This window comes from Streptomyces venetus (assembly GCF_039540295.1).
GTDB lineage: Bacteria > Actinomycetota > Actinomycetes > Streptomycetales > Streptomycetaceae > Streptomyces > Streptomyces venetus.
In genome coordinates this window covers 556,558-580,660 of the sequence record NZ_BAABET010000006.1, presented here as the reverse complement: position 1 = coordinate 580,660, position 24,103 = coordinate 556,558, and the positions used below count along the sequence as shown (strand labels likewise).

Genomic DNA, 24,103 nt, shown 5'->3' with positions numbered 1-24,103 from the left:
CGGCGGAACACCACGGTGACGCCCGGTCGGGACCCCGTCGGCATGTCGAACGGGCAGGCACGGCGGAAACCACCACAAACCTACGGCAACCATCCCGCCCGGCGCGCGGCGACCACGGCCTCGCCACGCGTCCTGGCCCGCAGCTTCCGCATGGCCGATCGCAGATACGCCTTGACGGTCTCGGACGTCACCCCCAGCCGCTCCGCCGCCACCGCGTTCGTCGCCCCGGCGGCGACACAGGCCAGCACGTCCACCTCGCGCGGCGTGAGCCGCACCCGGGAGGAAGGCGTGCTCCCGGGGGCCGTCAGCAGCGCACACGCCCCGAGCAGCTCGGCCCGCAATCGCTCGTCCGCGATCTTCGGTGCCAGCGCCCGCAGGGCCGCGTGCGCCTCCCGCACCTGCTCCCACCCGCCGCCCGCCGCTCCCGCCTCGGCGGCGAGCGTACGGGCCTCGTCCCGTACGACCAGGGCCCGCTCCACGTCCCGGGCCGCCTCCACGGCCGCGTCCAGCGTGCGTCCGCCCAGTGGCCGGGCCGTGCGCAGCGCGCCGTACAGCACCCCGCGCACCCGGTGCCGCACCACCACCGGCACGGCCAGCACCGAGCGCAGCCCCTCCAGGGCCACCGGGGCGTCGTACTCGTGGCTGATCCGCCGGGACGCCGAGTAGTCCGTCACGACGCACGGCCGGGAGAGCGCCACCGTCTTCCCGCCCAGTCCGTTACCGGACGTCACCACGAGCGAGCGCAGCGCGTGCGTCGCCGTCCCGCTCAATTCACTGATGCGCATCTGCTGCCCGGCTTCCATCAGGCCGCCGAAGGCGACCGGGAGTCCGGTGGCGCGCCGCAGGCGGAGCAGCGCGTTCCGTATGTCGACCGCGTCGGACGCGTCCGATGTCACCTGTTCGCCCCTTCACTACGGCTGCTGTGCGGGCGCACCCCCCGTTCGGGGGTAGTGAGACCTGCATCACGGATTACACGATGGTCGGGAGCCGCCCGGCAATGGTCCGGCACCCAGGAGGACAGATGACATCGGCGACGGAGCTGTTCCGCGACGCGCGGGACTTCCTGCTGGAACACCGCGAGGACTACACGACGGCCTACGAGGGCTTCCGCTGGCCGCGTCCCGAGTACTTCAACTGGGCGCTCGACTGGTTCGACGAGATCGCCGACGGCAATGCCCGCACCGCCCTGCACATCGTCGAGGAGGACGGCCACGAGACGCGCCTGTCCTTCGAGGAGATGTCCGTGCTGTCCGACCGGTTCGCGAACTGGCTGCGCGCCCGGGGCGTGCGGGCGGAGGACCGGATCCTCGTCATGCTCGGCAACCAGGCCGAACTGTGGATCGTCGCGCTCGCGGCGATGAAGCTGCGCGCGGTGGTCATCCCGGCCACCCCGCTGCTCGGCCCGGCCGACCTGCGCGACCGCGTCGACCGCGGCCGGGTCCGGCACGTCATCGTGCGCCCGGCGGACACCGGCAAGTTCGCCGAGGTCCCCGGCGACTACACGCGCATCGCCGCCGGAGCCGCCGATGCGGTGCCCGGGGGCTGGCTGCCGCTGGAGGACGCCCACGGCGCCCCGGCCGACTTCACGCCCGACGGCCCGACCCGTGCCGACGACCCGCTGATGCTGTACTTCACGTCGGGCACCACCGCCCGGCCCAAGCTCGTCGAGCACACCCACACGTCGTACCCGATCGGGCACCTGTCGACCATGTACTGGATCGGCCTGAAGCCCGGCGACGTCCATCTGAACATCTCCTCGCCGGGCTGGGCCAAGCACGCCTGGTCCAACCTGTTCGCCCCCTGGAACGCCGAGGCGACCGTCTTCCTCCACAACTACACGCGCTTCGACGCCGCCCGTCTGATGGCCGAGATGGACCGCGCCGGGGTGACCACCTTCTGCGCCCCGCCCACCGTCTGGCGCATGCTCATCCAGGCCGACCTGACCCAGCTGCGCACCCCGCCGCGGGAGGTCGTCGCCGCCGGAGAGCCGCTCAACCCGGAGGTCATCGAGCAGGTCCGCCGCTCCTGGGGCGTCGCCGTCCGGGACGGCTTCGGCCAGACCGAGACGGCCGTGCAGGTCGCCAACAGCCCCGGCCAGCCGCTCAAGACCGGCTCGATGGGCCGGCCGAGCCCCGGCTACCGCGTCGAGCTGCTGGACCCCGTCTCCGGGGCGCCGGGCGCGGCCGAGGGCGAGATCGCGCTCGACCTGTCGGCCCGCCCCGTCGGCCTGATGACCGGCTACCACGGCGACGCGGACCGCACGGCGGAGGCGATGGCGGGCGGCTACTACCGCACGGGCGACATCGGAGCGCGCGACGAGGACGGCTACATCACCTACGTCGGCCGCGCGGACGACGTGTTCAAGGCGTCCGACTACAAGATCAGCCCCTTCGAGCTGGAGAGCGCGCTGCTGGAGCACGAGGCGGTGGCCGAGGCGGCGGTCGTGCCCGCCCCGGACGCACTGCGCCTCGCGGTGCCGAAGGCGTACGTCGTGCTGGCGGAGGGCTGGGAGCCGGGGCCCGACACCGCGAAGGTGCTGTTCGAGCACTCCAGGGAGGTCCTGGCCCCCTACAAGCGCGTCCGCCGCCTGGAGTTCGGCGACCTGCCCAAGACCGTCTCCGGCAAGATCCGCCGCATCGAGCTGCGCGAGGCCACGGCGGCCGGGTCGGACGCCGAGTACCGCGAGGAGGACTTCCGGTGACCTCCTACACCCACGGGACCGGCCCCACACCGCTGCTCGGCGACACGATCGGCGCCAACCTCGACCGGGCCGTCGCGGCCTGGCCGGACCGGGAGGCGCTGGTCGACGTGCCGTCCGGACGGCGCTGGACCTACGCCCGGTTCGCGGCGGACGTCGACGAGCTGGCGTACGCGCTGCTGGCGAGCGGCGTCACCAAGGGCGACCGGGTGGGCATCTGGGCGGTCAACTGCCCCGAGTGGGTGCTGGTCCAGTACGCCACCGCCCGCATCGGCGCGATCATGGTGAACATCAACCCGGCCTACCGCACCCACGAGGTCGAGTACGTCCTCAAGCAGGCGGGGGTCTCGCTGCTGTTCGCCTCGTCCAGTCACAGGACCAGCGACTACCGGGCGATGGTCGAGCAGGTGCGGGGCCGGTGCCCGCAGTTGCGGGAGACCGTGTTCATCGGCGACCCGAGCTGGGAGGAGCTGATCGCGCGGGCGACGCCCGCTCCGTTCGAGGAGCTGTCCTGCGACGACCCGATCAACATCCAGTACACCTCGGGCACGACCGGCTTCCCGAAAGGTGCCACGCTCTCCCACCACAACATCCTCAACAACGGCTACTTCGTCGGGGAGTTGATCGCGTACAGCGAGCAGGACCGGATCTGCGTCCCGGTGCCCTTCTACCACTGCTTCGGCATGGTGATGGGCAATCTGGCCGCCACGTCGCACGGCGCCTGCATCGTCATCCCCGCCCCGTCCTTCGACCCGAAGGCCACGCTGGACGCGGTCCAGCGGGAGCGCTGCACCTCCCTCTACGGCGTTCCGACCATGTTCATCGCGGAGCTCAACCTCCCCGGCTTCGCCTCCTACGACCTCTCCTCCCTGCGCACCGGCATCATGGCGGGCTCGCCCTGCCCGGTCGAGGTGATGAAGCGGGTCGTCGCCGAGATGCACATGGCGGAGGTCTCCATCTGCTACGGCATGACCGAGACCTCCCCGGTCTCCCTCCAGACCCGGAGGGACGACGACCTGGAACACCGCACCGGTACGGTCGGCCGCGTGCTGCCGCACATCGAGGTGAAGGTCGTCGACCCGGCGACGGGCGTCACACAACCGCGCGGCACGGCGGGCGAGTTGTGCACCCGGGGCTACAGCGTGATGCTCGGCTACTGGAACGAGCCCGAGAAGACCGCCGAGGCCGTCGACGCGGGCCGCTGGATGCACACCGGCGACCTCGCGACGATGCGCGAGGACGGCTACGTCGAGATCGTCGGCCGCATCAAGGACATGATCATCCGGGGCGGCGAGAACATCTACCCGCGAGAGATCGAGGAGTTCCTGTACGCCCACCCCGGGATCCAGGACGTCCAGGTCGTGGGCGTCCCGCACGAGCACTACGGCGAGGAGGTCCTGGCCTGCGTCATCGCCCGCGACCCGGCCGACCCGCCGACCCTGGAAGGACTCCGGGCCTTCTGCGAGGGACGGCTGGCCCACTACAAGATCCCGAGCCGGCTCCAGCTCCTCGACACCTTCCCGATGACGGTGTCCGGGAAGGTGCGCAAGGTGGAGCTGCGGGAGAGGTTCGCCGGCGGGCAGCGGTAGCCGGATCGGTGCGGGCCGGTCACAGCGGGGCCCGCATGCACACCCGGGGCCAACGGTCCAGGCCGTGCGCGGCCTCCGTCGCGCGGACGGCGCGCAGGCCGGGGGTGAGGTCCGGCTCGGGCAGGACGCGGAAGCCGAGGCGGGCGTAGTAGGGGGCGTTCCACGGCACGTCCGCGAAGGTCGTCAGCGTCAGGGCGGCCAGGCCCTCCTCGCGGGCCCGCTCGGCCGCGTACGACAGCAGGGCCCGGCCCACGCCCCGGCGGCCGGCGCGCGGGTGGACGGAGACCTGCTCGACGTGCAGGGCGCCGTCCACCGGCTCGCCGATCAGATACGCGACCGGATCGTCCCGCCCGTCCACCGCGACCCAGCAGCGCCCCGCCTCTCGGTAACGCTCCAGTACGTCCAGTCCCGGCGGCTCGTCGTCGGCGATCTCCGGCATGCCGAACTCGCGGAACGGCGCGCCGGCGGCACGTTCGACGTCCTGGAGGACGGGGAGTTCGGCGGGCGCCGCGGGGCGGATGCGCATGCGGTGAGTATGCGCGTCGCCGGAGGGTCAGGGCGCCCGGTTTTCGGTGCCGGCCAGCGCCCCGGCCGGCTCGTTCACCGGGCGCGGCGTGCCGGTCAGGTCGAGGACGAACAGGGGGATGCCGAGGGCGTCGGCGCGGGAGCGGGCTTCGGCCGTGTAGCCGGTGAGGGAGAAGTAGAGGCACTCCGACGACTCCGTCATCGCCGTCAGCCACAGGCACTCCACGTCCCGCAGGGTCGCCGGGTGTACGGCCGGGTCCACCTGTGCGACGACGCCGCGGGCGGCGAGACCGATACCGGACGGCGGTCGCTGGTCCGCCCGCCGGACCCCCTGGTAGCCGAGCCAGCGCAGGTACAGAGCGGTGGCGGTGACGGCGTCGAGCGCGGTGCGGATCGTGACCGAGTGGAAGGGGGGCCGGGCGGCAGGGGTGGCAGGGGCGGCGGCGGTGTCGCGTCGGCCGGTCCTGGTTCCGGTTCCGGTCTCGGTGTCCAGGTCCGGTGCGGCGTCCTGACCGGTCGCGTCGTCCTGCTCGGCGACGCTCTGCGCGTCCATCACCGGAACCCGCATCACCACCCCGCACGAGCAGCCCACTTCGGGGCGCGGCCACTCCCCGCCCCGCCCGCAGGACCGGCAGCGCACCGTCACCCACTCGTCCTGCCAGACCCGATGGGAGACAGGCGTCGCCACCCCGTGCCGGTCGAGCCGCGGAGCGACCGGCGCGCCGCACGCGCACGGGTACGCCGGAGCCGTGTAGCGGTGCTCGCGGTGGCAGGCCGGGCAGCGCACGGGGACGGTCTCGGCCATGGCCCCTCCAGAACCGTGTCGCATCGGGACAGCGCGTCCATCGTGCGCCGCCGGGCCCCCGTCTGTCCGCCGCTTGCCGACTCTTGACCGCCTTCGGCCGCCCCACTTACATTCATTCCAGATAGTAGAAAAGAGTTTCCATAATACGGAAGAGCTCACCGCGGGGCGCGACGGGAGTGCGAATCCGACAGCCGAAGCAGGAGTACTCGATGGCTCGAATGACCGCTGCCCGAGCGGCAGTTGAGATCCTCAAGCGTGAGGGCGTCACCGACGCGTTCGGTGTCCCGGGCGCGGCGATCAACCCCTTCTACGCGGCACTCAACGCCTCCGGCGGCATCACCCACACCCTCGCCCGGCACGTCGAGGGCGCCTCGCACATGGCCGAGGGCTACACCCGCACCCACGCCGGCAACATCGGCGTCTGCATCGGCACCTCCGGCCCGGCCGGCACCGACATGATCACGGGCCTGTACTCCGCGACCGGCGACTCCATCCCGATCCTCTGCATCACCGGCCAGGCCCCGACCGCCGTGATCCACAAGGAGGACTTCCAGGCCGTCGACATCGCCTCGATCGCCAAGCCGGTCACCAAGATGGCCGTGACCGTCCTGGAGGCCGCGCAGGTCCCCGGCGTCTTCCAGCAGGCCTTCCACCTGATGCGCTCCGGCCGCCCCGGGCCCGTCCTCATCGACCTGCCGATCGACGTCCAGCTCACGGAGATAGAGTTCGACCCGGACACGTACGAGCCGCTCCAGGCCTACAAGCCCGCCGCGACCCGTGCCCAGATCGAGAAGGCGCTCGGCATGCTGAACGCCGCCGAGCGGCCGCTGATCGTCGCCGGTGGCGGGGTCATCAACGCCGACGCCGCCGAACTGCTCGTCGAGTTCGCCGAGTTGACGGGCACCCCGGTCGTCCCCACCCTCATGGGCTGGGGCGTCCTCCCCGACGACCACGAGCTGAACGCCGGCATGGTCGGCCTCCAGACCTCGCACCGCTACGGCAACGCGACCTTCCTGGAATCCGACTTCGTCCTCGGCATCGGCAACCGCTGGGCCAACCGCCACACCGGCACACTCGACGTCTACACCTCGGGCCGGACCTTCGTCCACGTCGACATCGAGCCCACCCAGCTCGGCAGGATCTTCGCCCCCGACTACGGCATCGCCTCCGACGCCCGGGCCGCGCTGGAACTGTTCGTCGAGGTGGCGAAGGAGCTGAAGCCGGCCGGCAGGCTGCCCGACCGCTCCGGCTGGGCCGCCGCCGCGCAGGAGAAGAAGGCGACCCTCCAGCGCCGTACGCACTTCGACGACATCCCGATCAAGCCGCAGCGCGTCTACGAGGAGATGAACAAAGCATTCGGCCCGGACACCCGGTACGTCTCCACCATCGGTCTCTCACAGATCGCCGGCGCCCAGATGCTGCACGTCTACCGGCCCCGGCACTGGATCAACTGCGGTCAGGCCGGCCCGCTCGGCTGGACCGTTCCGGCGGCGCTCGGCGTCGCCAAGGCCGACCCGGAGGCATCCGTCGTCGCGCTCTCCGGCGACTACGACTTCCAGTTCATGATCGAGGAACTGGCCGTCGGCGCGCAGCACCGCATCCCGTACGTCCACGTCCTCGTGAACAACTCCTACCTGGGCCTGATCCGGCAGGCGCAGCGGGCCTTCGACATCGACTTCCAGGTCAAGCTGGAGTTCGAGAACATCAACGCGCCGGAACTCGGCGTGTACGGCGTCGACCACGTCAAGGTCGCCGAGGGCCTCGGCTGCAAGGCGATCCGCGTGACCGACCCCGCCGAGCTGGGCGCCGCCTTCGAGCAGGCCAAGAAGCTCGCCGCGGAGCACCAGGTGCCGGTGGTCGTCGAGGCGATCCTGGAGCGTGTCACCAACATCTCCATGTCGACGACCAACGACATCGGCAATGTCGTGGAGTTCGAGGAGATCGCCACCGAGCCCGGCCACGCGCCGACCTCGATCAGGACGCTGAAGGTCTGACGCACGGGAAGAACAGGGGCGGCCCGTCCATGAGGACGGGCCGCCCCTCAGCCGTCACGGGACGCGTTCAGTCCCCGCCGCCCCCGCCCCCACCGCAGGAGAAGTACCCCCCACCGCCTCCGTTCGCGCCGCGCGACGAGGGCTTGAGGAGACTCTTGCCGCCCACCTCGGCACGGCGGACCAGCCCCGCCCGCAGGGCGAAGCGCGGTACCAGCAACCGCAACGCCGCCTCGCCGTGCAGCGCGACGGCGAGCAGCCGCTCGTCGTCCGTCAGGCCGCGCCGGTCCGCCGGCAGCGGGTGCTGCCGCCGCAGGTCCCGTACGTGGCGGCGGGCGGCGCGTGTCGCGCCGAGCAGCGGATAGCGCAGCAGGCCCGCCTCCGCGAGGGGTACGCGCATGAGGGCCACCGCGAGCCGGACCTCCGGATCCTTCACCAACGTCCGCAGGCCCGCGGGCTCGTGGAGGCGGGCATGCACCGCCTGAGCCAGTGGAGACGCAGGGCGCCGCGCGCTGACGGCGTCCGCGACGCCCGCCCGGACCGTCCCCGGTCGGTCGGCCTCGGCCAGGCCGCGCAGATACAGGTCCACCACGGCGACGGTGACGGCGGCCCGTGGGCCTTCCCCCAGCAGTGCGATCTCGTGCGGCTCCAGCCGGACCGCCGTACCGTCGACCATGGCTTCACCCCCGTACCGGGACCCGCCGCCCCCGTGCCGGCGGGCCCCGTGTGTAGTCGAGAATGTGCCCGGCCCCGGGGGCGGTTGAAGCCCCCGGGGCCGGGTTCAGAGGTTGATTTGAGGGTTCCGTAGGGCGCGTACGACCGCTGCCGTAGGCCTGCCTACACGGCGTGGTGCTCCGACAGCCCCGGCCAGTCGTCCGGGCCGCCGCCCTGCCACTCGACGAGGTCGCTCTCCGCGACGTCGGTGACGTACAGATCGGCCAGCCGCAGGATCTCGGCGACGTCGTCCGTGTGGGTGGCGACGCCCAGCGGCTCGTCGCCCAGGGTGACCCGGCGGGAGCCGTCCAGGGCGGGGGCGTGGACCACGACGTGCGGGTGCTCGGTTGGATGTGCCATGCCTTCAGGCTGCTGCGGACCGGACGGTTCCGCACGCTGAACGGGCTGGGCCGTCCGACGGCGCGAGGCTGGGCGCGACAGGACGTTCGCGCCGCCGGACGGGGTCTTCAAGGGGGGTGCGATCGGGACCGCGGCGGGTGCGACGGGTCCGGGACGTCTTCCCTCAGGTCGAGAAGCCGGCCCGGCGCCCTTCACCACCGCACTGGCTCGCAGCCGCCGCGGTCCATGCCCTGCCCGCGCCCGCGCCCGGGGCGACCACCCCTCATCCGGGTCGCCCCGGGCGGTCGGACACGGTCAGGGAGTTTCGGGGGGGGGCCTCGCACGGGCGCGACCGCCTCCTCCACGCGCGGCTCGCGACGGGCCGGGCGGAAGAGGTGGGCACGGATGGGCCGGGCGGCGCCGCCCCTTTGGGCGCGACAGGACAGATGTCAGCGGCGGCGCCGCCCGGAGCACGAGGGACCCCGGGGGTGAGCGAGGGTCAGACCTGGGTGCCGGAGAGCCGTTCCACGGCTCGCAGCAGCGCCGAGTGGTCGAGGCCCCCGTCGCCCTGCGCGCGCAGGCTCGCGACCAGCTGGGCGACCACGGCACCGACGGGCAGGGAGGCGCCGACGTTGCGGGCGGCGTCCGTGACGATGCCCATGTCCTTGTGGTGCAGGTCGATCCGGAAGCCCGGCTTGAAGTCGCGGTTCAGGAAGTTGTCCTTCTTGCGCGTCAGCACGGTCGAGCCGGCCAGTCCGCCGCCCAGGACGTCCAGTGCCGCCTTCAGGTCCACGCCGGACTTCTCCAGGAAGACCACGGCCTCGGCGCACGCCTGGATGTTCACGGCGACGATCAGCTGGTTGGCGGCCTTCACGGTCTGGCCGGAGCCGTGCGGACCGCACAGCACGACGGTCCTGCCGAGCGCCTCGAAGAGCGGCTTCGCCTGGTCGAAGTCGGCCTGCTCGCCGCCGACCATGATGGACAGCACAGCCTCGATCGCGCCCGCCTCGCCGCCGGACACGGGGGCGTCCAGCACCCGGATGCCCTTGTCCCCGGCGGCCTCGGACAGGTCGACGGAGGTCTGCGGGGTGATCGACGACATGTCGATCAGCAGCGCGCCGGGCCGCGCGTTCTCCAGGATGCCGTCGGGGCCGTAGGCGATGGCCTCGACCTGCGGGGACGCGGGCACCATCGTGACGATCACGTCGGCGTCCCGCACCGCCTCGGCGACCGAACCCGCCGCGGTGCCGCCGGCGGCGGCGAGGCGGTCCAGCTTGTCCTGCTCCAGCGTGAAGCCGGTGACGTCGTAGCCCGCCTTGATCAGGTTCTCGGACATGGGGGAGCCCATGATGCCGAGGCCTATCCAGGCGATCTTGGGGAGTGCGTCGCTCATGAGGGTGTGCCTTTCGGTGCGGGGGTCAGCGGGGCAGCCAGTCGAAGGCCCGGGCGCTCGGGCGGTCGCCCGGCTTGTACTCGAGGCCGACCCAGCCGTCGTAACCCGCCTTCCTCAGCTGGTCGAGGAGGTCTTCGAGGGGCAGCGAGCCCGTGCCCGGCGCGCCTCGCCCGGGGGTGTCGGCGATCTGCACATGGCCGGTCTTCGCGGCGTACCGCTCGATCACCAGGGGCAGGTCCTCGCCGTTCATGGACAGGTGGTACAGATCCATGAGGAACCGGGCGTTGCCCAGCCCTGTCGCGTCGTTGACCCTGTCGACGACGTCGACGGCGGCCGGGGCCGACACCAGCGGGTACAGCGGGGACTCGGGGGCGTTCAGCGCCTCGATCAGCAGGATCGCGCCGATCCGGTCGGCGGCTTCGGCGGCCAGGACCAGGTTCTCCAGGGCGAGCGCGTCCTGCTCGGCCGGATCCACGCCCTCGACGCGGTTGCCGTACAGGGCGTTGAGGGCCTCGCAGCCCAGCGACTGTGCGAAGCCGGCCACCACATCGACGTTGGCGCGGAACCGCTCCGACTCCTCGCCGGGGATCGACAGGGCGCCGCGATCGGGGCCCGGGAGCTGCCCGGCGTAGAAGTTCAGGCCGGTGAGCCGGACGCCCGCGTCCTCGATCGCCCGCTTCAGGGCGTCGAGTTCGGACCGCTCGGGGACCGGTGAGTCGATCCAGGGCCACCACAGCTCGACCGCGGAGAAGCCGGCCGCTGCGGCGGCCGCAGGGCGCTCCAGGAGGGGGAGTTCCGTGAAGAGGATCGACAGGTTGACGTTGAAGCGCTGGTCTGCGAATCCCATCGAGGCGGCGCTCCCTTCCTTATATTCCGTATCGTGGAATCTTGTTTCTGCTTAACGGAAGACTGCCGTCGGCTGGCGAAGGTTGTCAAGGGGGGTGACGGCTGTCGCCCGACGCTCGCAGGAGGGCGGTGGGACCCGCCGCCGCCGCGTGCCGGGGCGGCGCGTGGCCGAATTCCGTCTTCTCCGGGAAATCGTTTCAGCCATGGAGCGGACCGATTTTGTTGGCTCGAAATCTCCTTATGGTGGCAAGAACTGCTTCAGTTAGCGTGTCGGCTGTTTGCATACGCTGACGGGGGCTGCACATGAAACCGCGGTTGGGTATAACTGCGCGATTCCGTTCCGGGTTGGAGAGCCATTCGATCCATCGGGGCTACGTCGAACACGTCGCCCGATCGGGCGGCATTCCCCTGGTCGTTCCCTGCGTCGACGAGGCGCTCTGCGAGCCCTATCTCGCGAGCCTCGACGGCCTCCTGCTCACCGGCGGCGAGGATATCGACCCGGACCACTGCACGGGCACGACGCGGCAGCCGGGATATACCTACCAGCCCGCGCGTGACGTCTTCGAATTCCGCCTCGCACACGCCGCGCTGGCGGCGGGACTGCCCGTTCTCGGTATCTGCCGCGGCTGTCAGGTCCTCTACGCCGCCACGGGAAATCCGCTCATCTCCCACATCCCCGATGTCAACGGCGGCCGCGTCGCCCACCGCACCTCCCTGACGGAGACGTCTCTGCACGACGTGACGCTCGCGGAGGGCAGCACCGTCGCCCGGGCGTACGGCCGGCCGACCGTCACCGTCACCTCGTACCACCACCAGGGCCTGGGCCCCGCGGCGGCGCACAGCCCGTGGCGGGTGACGGCCCGCTCCGACGACGACCTGCCCGAGGCGATCGAGCACGTCGGCGCGGGCTGGGCGGTGGGCGTCCTGTGGCACCCCGAGCTGCCCACCGGGCCGGACGTCCCCGACCCGCTGATCTCGCTGTTCGTGGCGGTGGCGGCGGAGCACGCGGCGGCCGGGGAACCCTCCTACGCCCTCGGGGGACGCTGATGTTCGACGTCCGCCGCCTCGGTCCACAGGATCTCGGACTGATCCTGGACCTCCAGGAACGCATCCGGGCGTCGCTCGCCGACCCGGACGTCTTCCAGGCCAGCACGGCCGAGTTCGTCGCGTACTGCCTCGCCGACGGCGGGCTCTGCTACGGCGTGTCCCAGGGCACCGGGACGGTCGCCTACCGGATGGTCTACTTTCCGCGCGACCGGGACTTCAACCTGGCGAAGGACCTGCCCCTGCCGCCCGCCGAGTACGGCCGGGTCGCGCACTGGGACACCATCGCCGTCCTGCCCGAATGGCGTGGCCACGGACTCGCCCGGCTCATGAACGGCAGAGCGCTCGACGACGTGGCCGGACTCGGCATCCGGCACCTCTGTGCGACCAGTTCACCGCGGAATCCCGCAGGTGTCGGATCGCTGATGCGCGCGGGATTCCGACCCGTCCGACTGGTCCGGAAGTTCGGCGGAAAGCTTCGCTTTCTGTTCTACCGGCCCACTCCGGAGCCATGGCCCGTGAAAGAAACCACCGCGACGGAGCCGCCGCAGCGCTCTCTCCCCTTTTCCGACACGGCAGGACTGGACCAGGCATTCCGGGAAGGCTGGATCGGTGTCGATATCGACACCACCCGGACCGGGCCCCGCCTTCGTCTGAGACGCCACCCCCTCCCGTTCACCGGCCAGCGGATCTGAGCTATTTCCGGTGGCAATCCCGCCCCTCGTACGGAAAACGGTGCCGTGAAGACGATCATCACCACACCCAGCCCCGACCTGCCCCGATCGGACGTCCTGCGCGACGGCACGATCGACCACGCCCCGGACCTCGACGCGGCCCCCGCCGACCGGCTCCTCACCCATGTGACGGCCCGGGGCGCGCGGGGCCTCATCCTGTCCAGGCGCCCCGCCGACACCTTCCTGAGGCACTGGTCCGCCACCGTGCCCGGCCCCAAGTTCCTCTCCTACGTCACCGGCGTTCCCCGCAGATCCGCCCCGGCGGACGTCACCGAGTTCACGCGGGCCGACTCCACGCTCACCTCGCTCGCCACGGCCCTCGGCTGCTTCGAGCGGCGGTTCGCCCTCCAGCGACCCCTCCCCGCGCACCCCGGCGCCGACGGCCGGGACGTGGTGCTGATCGGCGCCGGCATCGTCAACCTGGTGACGGCCCTGTACCTGTGGCGGGACGGCCACCGGGTCACGGTCGTCGACCGGTCACCCGCCCCCGGCGGCGCCGACTGGCTCCGCTACGGCTGCACCCACGCCGGTGACGACGCCCGCATGGTCACCTTCACCGAGATGGACAGCTACAACAACCAGGACCTCCACGGCACCCCGCCGCAGTACTTCCGGCGCCCCGTCGACCGGCAGGGCTGGCTCGCCACCGGCAGCCGGCCGCTGACCGGGCGGGAGCAGGCCTGGATCGAGGAGTTCGAACGGGTGCCGTCTTGGCTGGCCCGCGCCTACAACCAGGACATCTTCGCCTTCACCGCCGAGGCGTTCGACGAGTGGACCGCGCTGCGCCGCGAGTTACCCGGCCTCTTCGAGCGTGTCGTCCTCACCGACGGCATCCTGCGCCTCTACGCGGACGCAGCCCATCACCGGGCCGCACTCGCCCGGCACCGCGCCGTCGGCGCCCTCGCCCGGGAACTCTCCCCGGTGGAGCTCACCGCACGGTTCCCGGGCCTCGCCCAGGCCTTCGAGTCGGGCGCGCTGGCGGGCGGCTTCCTCGTGCCCGGCTTCACCGTGGGCGTCCACCGCTTCGCGCACGGCCTCGTCTCCTTCCTCCGGGAGCGCGGCGTCACGTTCCACTGGAACGCTCCCGTGCGGCGGGTCCGGCGCGACGCCTCGGGCACGGTGACCGGCTTCGACAGCGCCGTCCCGATCCCCGGCGACGCCCACGTCGTCGCCTCGCCCGGCGCCCACGGCCACGCCCTGCTCGAGGGATCGCCCTGCGAGGGCAGGATCCAGGGCGTGCTGGGCGGCTGGATGCGGCTCAGCAACGAACGCGCCCGGCTGCCCTGTTCGCTGAAGGTCGGCCGCCGCGGGCACGTCACCGAGGACGCCAACGTGACCGTCGCGGTGGACGGCGACGGACGGTCCACGCTGATCGTCGGCTCCGGGTACGGCTACGTCGGGTTGGCCGGCCACGCCGACGAGGCACAGCTCGACGCCGTCCGCCTCGGCATCCTGGACACCGTCGAGCGGCTCTTCCCGGACCAGGCCCACCGCTCGGCCTCGTCCCGCGCCTCGGACAACTACGACTTCAAGTACTGCGTCCGGCCCTGGACCGCGACCTCCCTCGGACTCCACCACACGGAACCCACCGCGCGCGGCGGACTGTTCGTCGTCAACGGCGGTCACAACACGGGCGGCTTCGCCCAGGCCCCCGCCGTCGCCCGGGCCGTTCTGGCCTCCCTCACCGGACGGCCGCACCCGATGCACGCCCTCTACCACCCCGAGCGCCTCACCGCCTTCCTGGCGGACGAGGCCCCGGCCGCCGCCGCGCCGATGGCCCCCGCGGCTTACCCCGTCTGACCACCGCCGATACAGCCGATACCGCCAGGAGGCAGGCACGGTGTCCCCGCACGAAGAGTCCGTCCCGCTCGATCCGTCCGACTGGGAGGAGTTCAAGGCGCTGGGCAGGCGCATGGTCGACGACATGGCCGACCACCTCGCGGGCATCCGCGACCGCCCCGTGTGGCAGCCGGTCCCCGACGAGATCCGCACCCGCCTCGACACCCCCCTGCCCCGGACCCCCACCCCGGCCGAGGACGTCTACGAGGAGTTCCGCACGACCGTCCTGCCGTACCCACGGGGCAACATCCACCCCCGGTTCTGGGGCTGGGCGAACGGCTCCGGCGTGCCGGTCGCCGCCTACGCCGACCTGCTGGCGTCCCTCGTCAACTGCACGCTCGGGTCGGGCGAGAACGCCGCGATGATGGTCGAGCACCAGGTGCTGGAGTGGCTGAAGGAGGCCATGGACTGGCCCTGCACCGGGTCGGGCCTGCTCACCAGCGGTGCCTCGATGGGGCAGATCGTCGCCCTCGCCGCCGCCCGGCAGGCCGCGGCCGGGGCCGAGGACATCCGCGGCGGGGGCGCCGTCGCCGACGGCCGCCAGTTCACCGTCTACGGCTCCACCCAGACCCACCACTCCATCGAGAAGGCCGTCGAACTGCTCGGGATCGGCGGCCGGTACTTCCGGCAGATCCCGGTCGACACCGACTTCCGGATCGACACGGAGGTACTGCGCACCGCGATCCGCCGGGACCGCGAGGCCGGACACGTCCCGCTCTGCCTCGTCGGAAACGCCGGCACGGTCAACACCGGAGCCGTCGACCCCCTCGAAGAACTCCTCGCCGTCGCCCGAGAGGAGGGCCTCTGGTTCCACGTCGACGGCGCCTTCGGGGCCTTCGCCCAGCTGCTGCCGACCCACCGGCCCCTGCTGGCGGGGATGGCCGAGGCCGACTCGCTCGTCTTCGACCTGCACAAATGGCTGTACATGCCGTTCGACGTGAGCTGCGTGCTCGTCCGTGACCCCGGCGCGCTGGAGAGCACCTTCAGCTCCAGCGCGGACTACATCAGCAGCACGGCGCAGGGCCCCGCCGCGTACTCCCTCGCCTTCTCCGACCGGGGCATCGAGCAGTCCCGGCGGTTCCGGGCGCTGAAGGTGTGGTTCGCCCTCAAGGCGCACGGCATCGAGTCCTACGCCGCCTCGATAGCGGCCAACATCGACCAGTGCGCCCACCTCGCCAAGCTGGTCGACGGCTCGGACCGGCTGGAGCTCGTGTCCCGCAGCGACCTCAACGTCGTGTGCTTCCGCTACACCTGGCCCGGTGCCGGGCCAGACGAGCTGAACCGCGTCAACAGGGACGTGCTGTCGCGCCTCCAGACGGCGGGTGAGGCCGTGCCGTCCCATACGGTGATCGACGGCAGGTTCGTGCTCCGGGTCGCCAACAACAACCACCGGACGGTCCACTCCGACTTCGACTTCCTCGTCGCCCGGGTCGTGGAACTCGGCGACGAACTCGTCGCGGCGTCACGATGACCCGGCACGGACCACCGGCGGACCGCGGAGCAGCCCGACGAGAGGAGACCCCCATGGACCCCGCCGGGCGGCGGCACTCCGTCCCCGCACTGGTCGGCCTGGCGGCCGCACTCGTCGCGACAGCGCTGTGGGGCTTCACCTTCCTGGGCCCCGCCGCCGTCGATCCCGTGAACGTCTACTACCTGGTCCTGGGCCGGTACGCGGTGTTCGGGCTGATGTCGGCCGTCGTGCTGGCCGCCCGGTGGGACCGGCTGCGCGCGCTCGGCCGGCGTGACGTGCTGAAGGCGCTGCACCTCGGCGTCGTGGGATACATCGGCTTCTACCTGCTGCTGTCGATGGCCGCGTCCGTCGGCGGCGGTGTGCTGGCCTCGGCCATGACCGGGCTGATCCCCGTCATGGTCTCGCTGATCTCCAACGCCCTCGAGAAGGTCTTCCCCTGGCGCAGCGGCCTGCTGCCCATCGCGGTCATCGCCTGCGGACTGTTCCTCGTCAACGGCGGCACCGCCTCCCTCGGCACGGCCGGCGACGGACGGGACCGGCTCCTCGGCGCCGCGCTCGGGTTCGCCTCGTGCGTCGCGTGGTCCTACTTCGTGATCGCCAACCGGATGATCCTGCGGCGTACGGTCCCGGCCCCCGACAACGCCGTGTGGACCGCCTGCATCGGCATCGGCGCGTTCGGCGGCTCGCTCGTCCTGCTCCCGCCGGCCGCGTCCGCCGACGGCACCTCCCCGTTCGCGGACGCTGGCACGCTGCTGCCGTTCCTGGCCTGGTGCGCGGCGCTGGCCGTACTGGGCTCCTGGTGCGCGACCTGGTTCTGGAACATCGCCTCCAAACGTCTGCCGGCCACGGTCATGGGACCGGTGATCGGAATGGAGGCCGTGTTCGGGGCGTTGTTCTATCTGCTCTGGGAACAGCGCATGCCCACCGCCCAGGAGTTCTGGGGCGGCCTGCTGGTCATCGGCGGGGTGTTCTTCAGCTTCTACGTCTTCGACCGCGGCAGGCTGCCCCGGGAGGCCGAGGAGCGGCGGGGCCGGGGCGCCCGCGTCGGCTAGGGTCGCCTCGTGGCGGACGCGGCACGTCCGTACGGCCGCCCCGACGCGCCCTGTGGCGGGTGATCCGGGCGCAGGTCACGATGGCGTTTGGGGGCAGCATGCGATTGAGAGTGGAATTCACCACGGAGCCCTTCGACCTCGACGAGGCGCCCGCGCACGCGGTGGTGGCGCGCGAGGTCGTGGAGGCCGCCGAGCTCGACGCCGTGGACGTCGGCCCGTTCGGCAACACCGCGGAGGGCGGTGCCGACACGGTGCTCACGGCCGTCGACGCCCTGCTCCGCAAGGCCCTGGAGGCGGGCGCCACGCGGATCTCGCTCCAGGTCAACGTGCTCGAGGAGGACGGGGCATGAGCGGCGCGGGCGACGAGCCGTTCATCGCGGCCGTCAAGCCCCTGGTCGACGCCATGGGCGGCGAGCTGGTCCCGCCGGACGAGGCCGGCCCCGACGACGTCGTCCTGTCCTGGGCGGGAGCCGAGGTCGTCGCCGTACGGCTGCCGCAGCTCGCCGACTCCCTCGACCACATCCTCGCCGCCATGGAGCGCCGCAAGGGCGTGCCGCTGGCCGACCTGGACCGCAAGGCCAAGCAGGAGGTCGTACGGATACTCGAGGCGCGCGGCGCCTTCTCCGTACGGCACGGGGTGGAGACCGTGGCGAGCGCCCTCGGCGTCAGCCGCTTCACCGTCTACAACTATCTCAACCGCGAGAAGGGGTCCTGACCGGCCCGGCGCCCGGCGGTCTCCTGGCAGCGCCCGGTTTTCTCCGCGAATTTTCAACAAACTGTTGACGCGCTGTCGCGGGAAGGCGTTAGCTGTCGGCACGCCCGTTCAGCACGAAGGCCGCATCCGGCCACGGAGGCTCCCGTGACCCCCACTTCCACGCCGGGCCTGACCCGGTTCAACGCCCTCGAGGAGCACGCGGCCCGCACCGCGCTCCACGAGGCGTGCGCCTCCACGGCGTGGGCGGAGCGGCTGCTGGCCGCCCGCCCCTACGCCACGGCCGAGGACCTGTACACCGCGAGCGACGCCGCCATGGCGGAGCTGGCGGCCGAGGACCTCGCGGAGGCGATGGCCGGCCACCCGCCCATCGGCCGTCCGAAGCCCGGCGACCCCACCTCGGCCCGGGAACAGCGCGGCATGGCCGGCGCCTCCGACGCGCTCAAGGCGGAGATGCTGGAGCTGAACCTCGCCTACCAGGAGAGGTTCGGCCATGTCTTCTTGATCTGCGCCACCGGCCTGACCGGCGAGCAGATGCGCGACGCGGTCCGGGAGCGGCTCGGCAACACACCGGAGCGGGAGCGGGAGATCGTCCGCACCGAGCTGGGCAAGATCAACCGCATCCGACTGGCCCGACTCGTCGCGGAGGAAGCCTGACATGAGCACCAGCACCACCGCCTCGGTGTCCACGCACATCCTGGACACCAGCATCGGCCGCCCCGCCGGAGGCGTCGCCGTCCAGCTCTCCGCCCGCTCGGGCCGGAGGGCTGACTGGCAGGCGCTCGGCGGCTCCGCGACCGACGCGGACGGCCGGTGCAAGGACCTGCCGGCCCTGCCGCAGGGGACCACCCACGTACGGCTCGACTTCGCGGTGGAGCCGTACTTCGAGGAATCCGCGAAGAAGCAAGCCGATGCGCAGCAGGACGCCCCCGCGAATCGGGACAGCGGTGCCGGTGCGTTCTTCCCGGAGGTGGCGATCACGTTCGCCGTCGTGCCGGGCGAGCACTACCACGTACCGCTGCTGCTCAACCCGTTCGGCTACTCCGTTTACCGAGGGAGCTAGCTATGCCCACCTTTCTGGGACAGAACCAGTACGGCAAGGCCGAGAACCGAGTCGTCAAGATCACGCGGGACGGCGCCACCCATCACATCAAGGACCTGAACGTCTCCGTGTCGCTGAGCGGTGACATGGACGAGGTCCACTACTCCGGCTCGAACGCCAACGTCCTGCCGACCGACACCACCAAGAACACGGTGTACGCGTTCGCCAAGGAGCACGGCATCGAGTCCGCCGAGCAGTTCGGCATCCACCTCGCCCGCCACTTCGTGACGAGCCAGGAGCCGATCAGGACGGCCCGCATACGCATCGAGGAGTACGCCTGGGAGCGGATCGCGGCGTCCGGCGAGGCCGAGCACTCCTTCGTCCGCAAGGGCCAGGAGGTCCGGCTGACCCAGATCACCTACGACGGCACGTCGTGGGAGGTCGTCTCCGGCCTCAAGGACCTCGTCGTGATGAACTCGACCGACTCCGAGTTCTGGGGATACGTCAAGGACAAGTACACGACGCTGAAGGAGGCCCACGACCGCATCCTGGCCACCGAGGTCTCCGGCCGCTGGCGCTTCAACTGGACCGACGACGAGCAGCCCGCGCCCGACTGGGAGACGTCCTACGACCAGGTCAGGAAGCACATGCTCCAGGCCTTCGCCGAGACGTACTCCCTCTCGCTCCAGCAGACGCTGTACCAGATGGGCGCGCGGATCATCGACAACCGCGGCGAGATCGACGAGGTGCGCTTCTCCCTCCCCAACAAGCACCACTTCCTGGTCGACCTGGAGCCGTTCGGGCTCAAGAACGACAACGAGGTCTACTTCGCCGCCGACCGCCCCTACGGCCTGATCGAGGCGACGATCCTCAGGGACGGCTGCGAGGCGAGGATCCCCGTGGACCTCACCAACCTCTGAGGTTCCCTCTTTCGGCACCCGTGGCCGGGGAACCCTTCTCCCGGCCACGGCACTCAAATCTCCCGGGGTCCTGCCGTGCCCTCGCCAATGCAGCACACTTCGTGAAAAGGGACGAACCATGGCAGCAGACCGGCGCATCGTCATCGAGAACTGCGCGATCGCGACCGTCGACGCGAACGACACCGAGTACGCCTCCGGGCACGTCGTCCTGGCCGGCCACCGCATCGAGTCCCTCGGCGCGGGCAGGGCCCCCGAGGGCCTGGAGAACGTCGTACGCCGGATCGACGCCTCCGGACACCTCGTGACCCCCGGGCTGATCAACACCCACCACCACTTCTACCAGTGGATCACCCGGGGCCTCGCCACGGACCACAACCTCTTCGACTGGCTGGTCGCGCTGTACCCGGTCTGGGCGCGCATCGACGAGCCGATGGTGCGCGCGGCGGCCCAGGGCTCGCTCGCGATGATGGCCCGCGGCGGTGTCACCACCGCCATGGACCACCACTACGTCTTCCCGCACGGCTCCGGCGACCTGTCCGGCGCGATCATCGGCGCCGCCCGTGACATGGGCGTCCGCTTCACCCTGGCCCGCGGCTCCATGGACCGCGGCGAGAAGGACGGCGGTCTGCCCCCGGACTTCGCCGTCGAGACCCTGGACGGTGCGCTGGCGGCCACCGAGGAGACCGTCCGGAAGCACCACGACTCCTCCTTCGACGCCATGACCCAGGTGGCCGTCGCGCCCTGCTCGCCGTTCTCCGTCTCCACCGAACTGCTCCGGGACGGCGCCCAGCTGGCCCGCCGCCTCGGCGTCCGGCTGCACACCCACGGCTCGGAGACCGTGGAGGAGGAGAAGTTCTGCCACGAGTCGTTCGGCATGGGCCCGACCGACTACTTCGAGTCCACCGGCTGGCTCGGCGAGGACGTGTGGATGGCGCACTGCGTCCACATGAACGACTCCGACATCGCCGCCTTCGCCCGCAGCAGGACCGGCGTCGCGCACTGCCCCTCCTCCAACGCCCGCCTCGCGGCCGGTATCGCCCGCGTCCCCGACATGCTCGCGGCCGGCGTCCCGGTCGGCCTCGGCGTCGACGGCACCGCGTCGAACGAGTCCGGCGAACTCCACACCGAACTGCGCAACGCCCTGCTCATCAACCGCCTCGGCGCGCACAAGGAACGAGCGCTGAACGCCCGGCAGGCGCTGCGGCTCGGGACGTACGGCGGCGCCCAGGTCCTCGGCCGGGCGAGCGAGACCGGCTCCCTGGAACCCGGCAAGCTCGCCGACCTCGTCCTGTGGAAGCTGGACACGCTCGCCCACGCCTCCATCGCCGACCCGGTGACCGCCCTGGTCTTCGGCGCGGCGGCCCCGGTCACCGCCTCCTTCGTGAACGGCCGGCAGATCGTCGAGGACGGGCGGCTGCTCACGGCCGACGAGGACGCCATCGCCCGCGCCACGCGGGACGAGGCCCAGCGGCTGGCGCGGATCGCCGCCCAGGGCTGAACACCCGGATGACTCCGGACGGGAGGGACGGCTCCCGGCCGGTGGCCGTGGACCCGAGCGGGGTCCACGGCGGCCGTCTCCGGGGCGCGTGGGACACACGCGCCCCGGAACGGTCACCCCACCGTCCCCCCCCCCCGCACGATCACCCGCACGTCCGGTCCCGCACGACCACCCGCACCACCTCCCTGACACCCACGGCAGCCCTGTGAGCGGCCGTGCAACCGACCGGAGGGAAGCCGCCGTGGCCGACCACCCCGTTGACGAGAAACTCCCCGCGCTCAAGATGGCAACGACCGGCCTCCAGCACGTGGCCGCCATGTACGCGGGAGTCGTCGCCCCACCCCTGATCGTCGGCGCGGCCATCGGCCTGAGCGCCACCGACCTGACCTTCCTCACCGGCGCCTGCCTCTTCACCGCGGGCCTCGCCACCGTCCTCCAGACGCTCGGCATCTGGAAGATCGGCGCCCGGCTGCCGTTCGTCAACGGTGTCACCTTCGCCGGTGTCGCCCCGATGACCGCGATCGTCGCCTCCACCGAGGACAAGTCCGACGCCCTGCCCGTCATTTTCGGCGCGGTCATCGTCGCCGGACTCCTCGGCTTCCTGGCGGCCCCCGTCTTCTGCAAGGCGATCCGCTTCTTCCCGCCGGTCGTCACCGGCTCCGTGATCACCCTCATCGGGATCTCGCTCCTGCCGGTCGCCTTCGGCTGGGCGCAGGGCCCCGACCCCGCGGCACACGACTACGGTTCGGCGACCAACCTGGGCCTGGCGGCCGGCACCCTCGTCCTCGTGCTGCTGCTGCGCCGCTTCACCCGCGGCTTCGTCAAGCAGATCGCGGTACTGCTCGGACTCGTCGCGGGCACGCTGATCGCGATTCCCTTCGGCGCCACGGACTTCGGCCCGGTCGCGGACGCGGCGGTCGTCGGCTTCCCCACCCCCTTCCACTTCGGCGCACCGCAGTTCCAGCTCACGGCGATCCTCTCGCTGTGCGTGGTGATGGTGGTGTCGATGACCGAGTCGACGGCCGACATGCTGGCGTTGGGCGAGATCGTCGACCGCCCCGCGGACGAGAAGACCATCGCGGCCGGCCTGCGCGCCGACACCCTCGGCTCGGCGATCAGCCCGCTCTTCAACGGCTTCATGTGCAGCGCCTTCGCGCAGAACATCGGCCTGGTCGCGATGACGAGGATCCGCAGCCGCTACGTCGTGGCGGCCGGCGGCGGCTTCCTGGTGCTGATGGGCCTGTGCCCGATGGCCGCCTCACTGATCGCCGTCGTACCGCGCCCGGTGCTCGGCGGCGCAGGGGTGGTGCTGTTCGGGTCGGTCGCGGCCAGCGGTATCCAGACCCTGGTCCGGGCCGGTCTGGAGAAGGACAACAACGTCCTGGTCGTGGCCGTCTCCCTGGCCGTCGGCATCATCCCCATCACGGCGCCGGGGTTCTACCACGCCTTCCCCGAGACGGCCCGGATCGTCCTGGACTCCGGCATCTCGACGGGCTGTGTGGCGGCGGTCCTGCTGAACCTGGTCTTCAACCACCTGGGCAGGAGCGGCCGGGACGCCCATGACGTGACCCATCCGATGGAGGCCGGTGAGGAGATCAAGGCCGCGCCCACGGCCCCGGCCGCGCCCTGAGGCCGGGGCCGGTCCGTGGCTACAGCCCGAACAAGCCCGGGTCGGCCGCCAGTTTCCCGAAGTACTCCTGGGGGTTCGCGACCAGCTTGCGGGCCTTCAGGTCCATCAGCCCGCCGACCGCCGTGATCTCGGCCGCCACCGTGCCGTCGGCCTTGCGGACGGTCTGCTCGATACGGAAGGTCTTGCCCTCGCCCCAGTCGAAGGCGCAGGTCACCTCCACCTCGTCGCCCGCGAGCAGCTCCCGTTTGTAGCGGATGGTCGTCTCCAGGGCGACCGGGCCCACCCCGCTGCCGATGAGCGCGGACTGGGTGATCCCCGCGGCCCGCAGTAACGACCAGCGGGCGTGTTCCGCGTAGTTCAGGTACACGCTCTGGTTGAGGTGACCCTGCACATCGGTCTCGTAACCGCGGACGGTCACGGGGACGGAAAACGGCTCGCTCATGGGTTCCCCTTCTCGCACCGGACTCTCGTGGTGTGCACAACGATCGTGTGCGGAACGATCGTGTGGGCAACGATCGTGGCGCGACGATCGTGTGCGCGACGATCCACCGATCTTGGCATGTTCATCACGCTCGGCGCGGAGAAGCCAGGAGATACCGCGCTCCGGTGCGCGGCTCGCGGTGCTCGCTCACCTGCCAGCCTGCCGCCTCCAGGGTGGCCGCGCAGGTCCGCAGCGCCTCGCCGTCCGGCTCGTGCACGGCGACGGCCTCCGGCTGCGGGGTCTCCCGGACCCGGTAGCCCCCGTCGTCCGCTCCGGCCGGGCGGTGTCCGGCCGCCTCCAGCGTGAGCGCGGCGGCCCGCACCAGATGCGTACGCTCCCAGCCGCAGGGACGGTCGACGGCGCCGTCCGGGTTGGTCATCCGGCGGAGCTCCAGCAGCCCTTGCCAGGCGCTGTGCACCTCACGGCGCCGGGCGGGCCCGCTCTCCGGCGCCGTCTCCTCGCCGCCGACGCGCGCGGTGAACACACCGGCGCCGGCGGGGGCCTCGGCGGCGGGCGCGGGCGCCTCCATGACGCCCTGCCGCACCCGATGGCCCTCCGGTGTCAGGAAGTGGTCGTGCGGCGGCCTCGGATGCCGGAAGGCGAGCCCCCGCTTCACCAGCGCCGCCAGTTGCGCCTCCGTACCCCGCAACCGCCCCGTCACCGGGTCGGCGGCGTCGATGACCCGCCGCTGGGCGGCGGTCGGCGGTCGGGTCACGGCACGCTCCCCTCCGGTCTCGGGCGGCCCGGGGCACTCGCCCCACCTGCTGGAAGGCTACGACC

24 protein-coding genes are annotated in these 24,103 nt (G+C 71.7%); 15 read left to right on the top strand and 9 right to left on the bottom strand.

Annotated features, from left to right (window positions below; translation table 11 throughout):
- Positions 1 to 80: 80 nt before the first annotated feature.
- Complete coding sequence (locus ABEA82_RS22630) at positions 81 to 896, bottom strand: helix-turn-helix transcriptional regulator (RefSeq protein WP_345663409.1); 816 nt, start codon at positions 894 to 896, stop codon at positions 81 to 83.
- A 125-nt stretch (positions 897 to 1,021) separates the two neighbouring features.
- Between ABEA82_RS22630 and ABEA82_RS22625 the strand changes: the two genes are divergently transcribed.
- Both ABEA82_RS22625 and ABEA82_RS22620 read left to right on the top strand, forming a co-directional pair.
- Positions 1,022 to 2,701, top strand: coding sequence for an AMP-binding protein (locus tag ABEA82_RS22625; RefSeq protein ID WP_345663408.1), 1,680 nt, complete (start codon positions 1,022 to 1,024; stop codon positions 2,699 to 2,701).
- Entirely contained in the window at positions 2,698 to 4,287 is a 1,590-nt protein-coding gene (locus ABEA82_RS22620) for an AMP-binding protein (protein WP_345663407.1), read from the top strand. Before ABEA82_RS22625 ends, ABEA82_RS22620 begins: the two co-directional genes overlap by 4 nt.
- A 19-nt stretch (positions 4,288 to 4,306) precedes the next feature.
- Here the strand turns inward: ABEA82_RS22620 and ABEA82_RS22615 are convergent, their stop codons facing one another.
- Both ABEA82_RS22615 and ABEA82_RS22610 read right to left on the bottom strand, forming a co-directional pair.
- Complete coding sequence (locus ABEA82_RS22615; protein ID WP_345663406.1) at positions 4,307 to 4,813, bottom strand: GNAT family N-acetyltransferase; 507 nt, start codon at positions 4,811 to 4,813, stop codon at positions 4,307 to 4,309.
- 27 nt (positions 4,814 to 4,840) lie between these two features.
- Positions 4,841 to 5,617 carry a hypothetical protein gene (locus tag ABEA82_RS22610; RefSeq protein ID WP_345663405.1) on the bottom strand — a complete coding sequence of 259 codons (777 nt, stop codon included), beginning with the start codon at positions 5,615 to 5,617 and terminating at the stop codon, positions 4,841 to 4,843.
- A gap of 209 nt (positions 5,618 to 5,826) precedes the next feature.
- On the opposite strand from ABEA82_RS22610, the gene gcl reads away from it, so the two are divergent.
- On the top strand, positions 5,827 to 7,611 hold the full coding sequence (gcl, locus tag ABEA82_RS22605) for a glyoxylate carboligase (protein ID WP_345663404.1): 1,785 nt from the start codon (positions 5,827 to 5,829) through the stop codon (positions 7,609 to 7,611).
- 67 nt (positions 7,612 to 7,678) lie between these two features.
- On the opposite strand, the gene ABEA82_RS22600 is transcribed toward gcl, so the two are convergent.
- The 4 genes from ABEA82_RS22600 to ABEA82_RS22585 all read right to left on the bottom strand — a co-directional run bounded on the left by ABEA82_RS22600 (position 7,679) and on the right by ABEA82_RS22585 (position 10,901).
- Positions 7,679 to 8,284, bottom strand: coding sequence for a TIGR04222 domain-containing membrane protein (locus ABEA82_RS22600; RefSeq protein WP_345663403.1), 606 nt, complete (start codon positions 8,282 to 8,284; stop codon positions 7,679 to 7,681).
- Between the two features lie 161 nt (positions 8,285 to 8,445).
- Entirely contained in the window at positions 8,446 to 8,682 is a 237-nt protein-coding gene (locus ABEA82_RS22595; RefSeq protein ID WP_345663402.1) for a hypothetical protein, read from the bottom strand.
- Between the two features lie 478 nt (positions 8,683 to 9,160).
- The gene (locus ABEA82_RS22590) at positions 9,161 to 10,054 is read right to left on the bottom strand and encodes a 2-hydroxy-3-oxopropionate reductase (protein WP_345663401.1); all 894 of its coding nucleotides are present in this window, start codon (positions 10,052 to 10,054) and stop codon (positions 9,161 to 9,163) included.
- Between the two features lie 25 nt (positions 10,055 to 10,079).
- Positions 10,080 to 10,901: a TIM barrel protein gene (locus ABEA82_RS22585; RefSeq protein WP_345663400.1), complete on the bottom strand. Its 822-nt coding sequence runs from the start codon at positions 10,899 to 10,901 to the stop codon at positions 10,080 to 10,082.
- 344 nt (positions 10,902 to 11,245) lie between these two features.
- On the opposite strand from ABEA82_RS22585, the gene ABEA82_RS22580 reads away from it, so the two are divergent.
- From ABEA82_RS22580 to ABEA82_RS22525, 12 genes are all read left to right on the top strand, one after another.
- Positions 11,246 to 11,947, top strand: a complete 702-nt coding sequence (locus ABEA82_RS22580) for a gamma-glutamyl-gamma-aminobutyrate hydrolase family protein (RefSeq protein ID WP_345663399.1) — start codon at positions 11,246 to 11,248, stop codon at positions 11,945 to 11,947.
- Positions 11,947 to 12,639, top strand: coding sequence for a GNAT family N-acetyltransferase (locus ABEA82_RS22575; protein WP_345663398.1), 693 nt, complete (start codon positions 11,947 to 11,949; stop codon positions 12,637 to 12,639). Before ABEA82_RS22580 ends, ABEA82_RS22575 begins: the two co-directional genes overlap by 1 nt.
- Positions 12,640 to 12,684: 45 nt before the next feature.
- Entirely contained in the window at positions 12,685 to 14,478 is a 1,794-nt protein-coding gene (locus ABEA82_RS22570) for an NAD(P)/FAD-dependent oxidoreductase (RefSeq protein WP_345663397.1), read from the top strand.
- 40 nt (positions 14,479 to 14,518) lie between these two features.
- Positions 14,519 to 15,988, top strand: a complete 1,470-nt coding sequence (locus tag ABEA82_RS22565) for a pyridoxal phosphate-dependent decarboxylase family protein (RefSeq protein WP_345663396.1) — start codon at positions 14,519 to 14,521, stop codon at positions 15,986 to 15,988.
- 53 nt (positions 15,989 to 16,041) lie between these two features.
- Entirely contained in the window at positions 16,042 to 17,040 is a 999-nt protein-coding gene (locus tag ABEA82_RS22560; RefSeq protein ID WP_345663395.1) for a DMT family transporter, read from the top strand.
- Positions 17,041 to 17,138: 98 nt separating this feature from the next.
- On the top strand, positions 17,139 to 17,390 hold the full coding sequence (locus tag ABEA82_RS22555; protein ID WP_345663394.1) for a YkoF family thiamine-binding protein: 252 nt from the start codon (positions 17,139 to 17,141) through the stop codon (positions 17,388 to 17,390).
- Complete coding sequence (locus ABEA82_RS22550; RefSeq protein WP_345663393.1) at positions 17,387 to 17,755, top strand: helix-turn-helix domain-containing protein; 369 nt, start codon at positions 17,387 to 17,389, stop codon at positions 17,753 to 17,755. Before ABEA82_RS22555 ends, ABEA82_RS22550 begins: the two co-directional genes overlap by 4 nt.
- Before the next feature lie 144 nt (positions 17,756 to 17,899).
- The gene (uraD, locus tag ABEA82_RS22545; RefSeq protein ID WP_345663392.1) at positions 17,900 to 18,409 is read left to right on the top strand and encodes a 2-oxo-4-hydroxy-4-carboxy-5-ureidoimidazoline decarboxylase; all 510 of its coding nucleotides are present in this window, start codon (positions 17,900 to 17,902) and stop codon (positions 18,407 to 18,409) included.
- Position 18,410: 1 nt separating this feature from the next.
- Positions 18,411 to 18,815: a hydroxyisourate hydrolase gene (gene uraH / locus ABEA82_RS22540; protein WP_345663391.1), complete on the top strand. Its 405-nt coding sequence runs from the start codon at positions 18,411 to 18,413 to the stop codon at positions 18,813 to 18,815.
- Positions 18,816 to 18,817: 2 nt separating this feature from the next.
- Positions 18,818 to 19,714 carry a factor-independent urate hydroxylase gene (gene pucL / locus ABEA82_RS22535; protein ID WP_345663390.1) on the top strand — a complete coding sequence of 299 codons (897 nt, stop codon included), beginning with the start codon at positions 18,818 to 18,820 and terminating at the stop codon, positions 19,712 to 19,714.
- A gap of 118 nt (positions 19,715 to 19,832) precedes the next feature.
- Positions 19,833 to 21,212, top strand: a complete 1,380-nt coding sequence (locus ABEA82_RS22530) for an 8-oxoguanine deaminase (protein WP_345663389.1) — start codon at positions 19,833 to 19,835, stop codon at positions 21,210 to 21,212.
- Positions 21,213 to 21,453: 241 nt separating this feature from the next.
- On the top strand, positions 21,454 to 22,842 hold the full coding sequence (locus ABEA82_RS22525) for a nucleobase:cation symporter-2 family protein (protein ID WP_345663388.1): 1,389 nt from the start codon (positions 21,454 to 21,456) through the stop codon (positions 22,840 to 22,842).
- Between the two features lie 19 nt (positions 22,843 to 22,861).
- Here the strand turns inward: ABEA82_RS22525 and ABEA82_RS22520 are convergent, their stop codons facing one another.
- Positions 22,862 to 23,284, bottom strand: coding sequence for an acyl-CoA thioesterase (locus ABEA82_RS22520; protein WP_345663387.1), 423 nt, complete (start codon positions 23,282 to 23,284; stop codon positions 22,862 to 22,864).
- A 124-nt stretch (positions 23,285 to 23,408) separates the two neighbouring features.
- Complete coding sequence (locus tag ABEA82_RS22515; RefSeq protein WP_345663386.1) at positions 23,409 to 24,038, bottom strand: hypothetical protein; 630 nt, start codon at positions 24,036 to 24,038, stop codon at positions 23,409 to 23,411.
- Between the last annotated feature and the right edge of the window lie 65 nt (positions 24,039 to 24,103).